We start from the raw sequence: 5,053 nt of genomic DNA on the forward strand, positions 1-5,053 counted from the left end.
GTGTCAGGGTGGTCGGTGCTTGCGAGTTCACCCCCGGCGTCCTCGGCAGCCGCGGCGTAAAGAAGCGGCCGCGACGACGAGTGCAAGATGTCGGCGGCCGCCAGCAATGCTTGGGCATCACGTTCGAGGATCCCGCGGGCATACCCGGCCACCCCGGTGAACAGCGGGATCGCCGGCCGCTCACGCTCGAGCAGGTCAGTGGCCTGCAGGACACGTGCTCGCAAGCCGGCATCACCGGCAGCCGACGCCACTCGCGCACCCAAGATCACCTGATCTAAGACTTGGGGCCAGAGTGGTGATTCAAACAGCGTGACACCGCCGAGCCAGCGCATCGCGTCCCTGACGTCGTCGCGCTGCCACGCCGCCAGCGCCAGAATGTACGTCGCTCCGCGACCTACGACAGATGGGCCGGTGGAGTCAGCGTCGCGGGCGTCATTGACCATCTCCTGCAACAACGTTCGGTCATCGGTACGCGCTGCCACCTCGGCGAGGACCACCGTGCGGATCATGTCCAGTTCGGTCACGGCCGTCCGCTGTGGGCGTCGCAGGGACTCGGCTGCGGCGCGCGCAGCAGACAACCGGCCCGCAATCAAGTGGACAACCGCGTCCCACGTGGCCCAGATATCAAGGGCCATCGCGTTGCCTTCCCGGCGGGCTTGCTGTGTTCGCTCGACGACCTGGGCCGCAGCGTCGTCCAACCGGCCGACCACCGCCAGTAGGTACGCGTAGTGGATTGCGGCCAAGTCATGAGCTGCGGTCGCATCATCTGTGCGGGCGAGCGCGCAAAGCTCCTCGAGGCGGCGTACCGAGCGGCCCGCGTGCCCCTTCCCATCGTCGAGCAAGGCGAGGGTGAGGTTGGCCATGATCGTGGCCTCGAGATCACCGGTCGATGCTGCGGCCGCGGCAGCCTCATGGGCCGCCGCCTGCCGTTCCCCACGTTGCTCGTACAACGCCAGGTTGTAGGCCAGCCATCCCAGATGCCGTGCCCGGGTGACCTCGCTGATGTCCAGCAGCCGCAACGCTCGACGATTCTCCTCGACGCGCAGCTGGGTACTGTGCTTATGGAGCGTCGGGAAACGCAGACGAATCTCGGCCTCCTGTTCGGACGACGCGACCTCCGAGAGCGCCGCCACGGCCAACTCTTCGGCCTCCTCGTAGCGGCTGGCCCGGTTGAGCAACTCCACAGTTTCGGCGGCCAATAGCCCGTGGTCAGCGTCATCGGCGGTCAACAGCTCCAACGCGCGCTTGCTCAAGTCCGCGGCCGCACTCGCATCGCTGTGGCCGACCGATTGCGCGGCCGCCCGCAGCGCGTCAATCGCCTCCCGGTCGCCGGGCTCGGCACTGCGTGCCAGCCGGGTGGCCAACTCGGCGGGCGCCGCGCCCATCCTGAGCATGATCGACGCCGATTGGCGCTCCATGGCACGCCGCAGCGACTGCGGCAAGGACTGCCGGGTGGCCTCGCGCAACAAGTCGTGCCGGAACCTCAACTGCCCGTCGTCTTCGACGAGCAGATCCGCGCGCACCGCCTCCTCGATCGCCGACATCAACGCCGTCGGCTGGTGTTCCAGCATCGCGGCCAGCAAGCCAGCCGAGAATCGGTCCGGCAGCACCGCAGCCACCCGCACCACCTCTCCGGCACCGCTGGAGAGCAGGTCTAGCCGCTGCTGCATACCTGCGCCCAGACGTCGCGGCAGCGTGTGTCCGCTGGCCACCGCGCGGCCGCCGCTGACAATGAGCCGGCCCTCCTCGCCCAGCCCCCCCACCAACTCCCTGACCAGGAAGGGATTTCCGTGCGCCTTGGCGGCAAGATTCAGTAGCGACTCATCGGCATTAGCCCGCACGGTGTCCTGGACCATGTCGGCGACCGCGCCCGGCGACATGGCGGCCACCTGCACCACTGCGGCATTCGCGCGTTCCAGCGCCGACAACGTCTCCTGCACCGCCGGCCCGCCAGCCCCGGTGCGCGCGGTCAGCATCCACAACACGGGTACATCGGGCCTCGCAGTGGCCAACGACCGCAGCGCCAATAGCGTGCCGTTATCGGCCCAGTGGATGTCCTCGAGCACAATCGCCAGCGGGGTTTCGGCGGCCGCCGCATAAATCGCGTCTTGAAGGTCGTGCACTACCCAATAGTGCAGATCTGCCGAATTGCCTTGCCGGCGCAAGGTTTCCGCATCGCCAATCGGGGGATCGGCGCGCAGCGTCGCCATGAACAACGAAAAAAACGGCACCGACTGCTGATACTCGAACGCCTCGCCCAACAACGTATGCACCCCGCACCTGTCGGCCAGAGTTATTGCTTCGGTCAGCAACCGACTCTTCCCGATGCCCGGCGGGCCCTCGATGATCAGGGCACCCCCCTGACCTTGGACCAGCGCATTGACCAGCGCTCCGATCACATCAAGCTCGCTTGAGCGCCCCCGAATCGGCGGAATCACGCGCCCCCCGGCGCCGACGTCAGCTCGGCCAGTTGAAGAGCCGTCTTGCCCACACGCTCGCCCCTTCATTTGCCGCGCATCGCCACTGCGACGCGACCCAGGACCCGGACGCTAATTTTCGCACGAGTGTTCGTTCTGAATATACGATCGCGACCGCCGTAGTTCGCTTTCATTAACCACTCACCTCCCGCCAGTGGCCGGGCATAAGGTTTCGGGTTATGAGCGCGGTATCGCAGGCCGGCGGGGTACGGCACGGCGCCGAACCTGACCCCCACATCGTCGAGCTCAGCAAGCTCATGCTTGCCCGTGCCCCCGAGCTGGGCGAGGCGCTGGCCGACCGGCTGTTCCGTGAGATCGACGCGTATCAGCACGGCACCGTCGTCAGCAGAGAGCAAGTGGCCGCAAGTTGTGAGGCAAACCTGACGTACGTCTTCCGCTCGCTGGCGGGGCACACCGACGACGACGTCTCAATTGCCGAGCTCACCGGAAGTGCGCGCGCGCTCGCCGGTGTGCCACTACCGGCGTTGATGACGGCCTACCGGATCGGTTTTCGGTTCATGTGGGAGGAGACGCTCGCCTCCGCGCGGACCGCAGGCATACCCGTCGAATCGATCCTGGACGTCACCGCACGCGTCTTTACCGCGCAGGACACGTTCACGCAGGCGATGGCCAGCGCCTACCGCCAGCAGCTGACCGCGCAAATCCTGGAGCAGGAGGAAGAACGGTCGGCGTTGGTCGAAGCGCTGCTGTCACATCGGATAACCGACAGCCAGAGCCTGTGGGAGGCAGCCGATTTGCTCCGGCTGCCCACCACCGGGCCGTACGTCGTTGTCGCGGCCGAGCTGCCGGCGATCGGAAAACTTGGCTTGCCCGCGATCGAAAACAAGCTCGCCGCACGCGACATCCGGTCTGCGTGGCGGCTGCTGCCCGACTTACACGTCGGCATCGTCCACGTGCGAATGCACGACACGATCGGCACGTTGACTTCGGTGCTCCGTCAGGTCGCGATCGTCCGGGTCGGCATCAGCCCCCCGTTCAACGAATTGGCCGAAACCAGCGATGCGCTGCGATTCGCCCGGTTGGCGGTCAGCGGGAAGGCATCCGGCGACTCGCTGATCACGGTGTTCGACGACACTCCGCTCGCCGTAGCAGCGGTGAGCGCTCCAGAGGTAATGGCAAAAATCAGCTCGTCGGTGCTACGGCGACTCATAGAACTGCCGCCCGCGGAAAGCACGATCTTGCTCGACACGTTCCGAGCGTGGTTGCAGGAGGGCGGCTCCGCTAACGACACCGCGACCAAGATCTTCTGTCATCCCAACACCGTGCGACACCGCCTGCGCCGTATCGAGGAGTTGACCGACCGGTCGCTATCCCGGCCGCTGGACATCGCCGAACTCTGCCTGGCCTTCGAGATCGAGCAGCGCCTGCCCTGACCCTTCCAGGTCACGCCTGCAGTCGGTGGCGTTTGCGACGACCTATCGGACAGCGTGAGCGACGGCATCATGGACGGTGTGGCCCGCCTTGCGGATCCCGAGGGCCTGCAAGATTTCGAACACTCCGATTGCGACGAGCCAACTGCCGACTACGAGAGTCAGTATGGCGAGCGAATCGAACGGCCAGGACAGGACGACAATGCCGGCGATAAAGCTGATCACACCGAAAAAGATCACCCACCCTCGTCCGGGGAGGCCGGGGTCACTGATTGCCGATGCCGCCGTCGACGCGCCGCGCAAGACGAACCCGACAGCGATCCAAATGGCCAGCAATAGATATGCGTATCCGTAGTCGAAGTGGCGGAAGGCCAGCACGGCCAGGACCACGGACGCCGCGCCGCTGAGGAACAACAGGATCCGCCCGGCCGCCGTCACAGGCAGAGTGAACGCGAAGATCACCTGCACGACGCCGCTTACGAGCAGATACACGCCGAAGAGGACCGCCGCGACGGTAATCGATTGCCCCGGCCAAGCCAGAATCAGGACGCCCAAGACAGCGGTGAGCAGTCCAGACAGTAACGTCGCTTTCCAAAAATGGTGAAACAGACTCCGAGGAGCAGTGTGGGTCTTTTCGCTGGTTGTCATGCCAAAAAAATAGTTCGGCCACAGCGCGAAGAGAATGTTCGTGGCGACACAAATAACCCCCCAACAAGAGGGGTTACGAACAATGCCGGGCCCAGGCCACGGCTGCAGACGGCTGGTCCGCGGCCGGCAGCCCACCCATATCGGAGGCCTTTGTCGCCGGAAGACAACGATGCGCCGGAAGTTGGTTGGTTCGCGACGTCGCTGCGCCGCATTGATCTAGCTAGATTTCATCACGAACGCAAACGCAGCGTAGTTGGACAACTAAAAAGGTCTCGAATCAGCCAGTGTCACAACACATCCCCCCTCGCAGAGAAAAGTAGGTAAAGCCATGTTGGTCCCATTCCTGATCTTCCTGATGATCCTGTCCCCCGTGCTCATCCCGACCGCCGTCACCATCGTGAACGTCATACAGGGCAACCACCGACCGGCCGGTACCGTCGGCCCCCTGCAGAGCTTCGCGGCCGGCCGCTTCGCCGTCCCGGCCACCGCCTGACGTCCGCTCCATTCCAGTCGGGCCGCACCCACAAGGGTGCGGCC

General features: G+C 65.2%; 4 protein-coding genes. 2 read left to right on the forward strand and 2 right to left on the reverse strand.

Features of this window, described 5'->3' with window-relative positions:
- Positions 1-2,399: ATP-binding protein (locus tag WAN02_RS01500; protein ID WP_422262163.1), on the reverse strand; the 2,399-nt coding region annotated here is incomplete at its 3' end.
- Between the two features lie 257 nt (positions 2,400-2,656).
- Between WAN02_RS01500 and WAN02_RS01505 the strand changes: the two genes are divergently transcribed.
- A complete protein-coding gene (locus tag WAN02_RS01505) occupies positions 2,657-3,871 on the forward strand; it encodes a PucR family transcriptional regulator (protein WP_422262165.1) in 1,215 nt (404 codons plus the stop codon).
- A gap of 42 nt (positions 3,872-3,913) precedes the next feature.
- On the opposite strand, the gene WAN02_RS01510 is transcribed toward WAN02_RS01505, so the two are convergent.
- On the reverse strand, positions 3,914-4,516 hold the full coding sequence (locus WAN02_RS01510; RefSeq protein ID WP_422262167.1) for an HdeD family acid-resistance protein: 603 nt from the start codon (positions 4,514-4,516) through the stop codon (positions 3,914-3,916).
- A 328-nt stretch (positions 4,517-4,844) separates the two neighbouring features.
- Here WAN02_RS01510 and WAN02_RS01515 point away from each other — a divergent pair, with 328 nt between their 5' ends.
- Positions 4,845-5,009, forward strand: coding sequence for a hypothetical protein (locus WAN02_RS01515; RefSeq protein WP_422262169.1), 165 nt, complete (start codon positions 4,845-4,847; stop codon positions 5,007-5,009).
- Positions 5,010-5,053 lie beyond the last annotated feature (44 nt).

Source organism: Mycobacterium sp. (assembly GCF_049281135.1).
Classification (GTDB): Bacteria; Actinomycetota; Actinomycetes; order Mycobacteriales; family Mycobacteriaceae; genus Mycobacterium.

Excerpts from the sequence above, each read along its gene's own strand:
- WAN02_RS01510 (WP_422262167.1), bottom strand. The coding sequence starts at position 4,516 with ATGACAACCAGCGAAAAGACCCACACTGCTCCTCGGAGTCTGTTTCAC.
- WAN02_RS01505 (WP_422262165.1), top strand. The coding sequence starts at position 2,657 with ATGAGCGCGGTATCGCAGGCCGGCGGGGTACGGCACGGCGCCGAACCT.
- WAN02_RS01515 (WP_422262169.1), top strand. The coding sequence starts at position 4,845 with ATGTTGGTCCCATTCCTGATCTTCCTGATGATCCTGTCCCCCGTGCTC.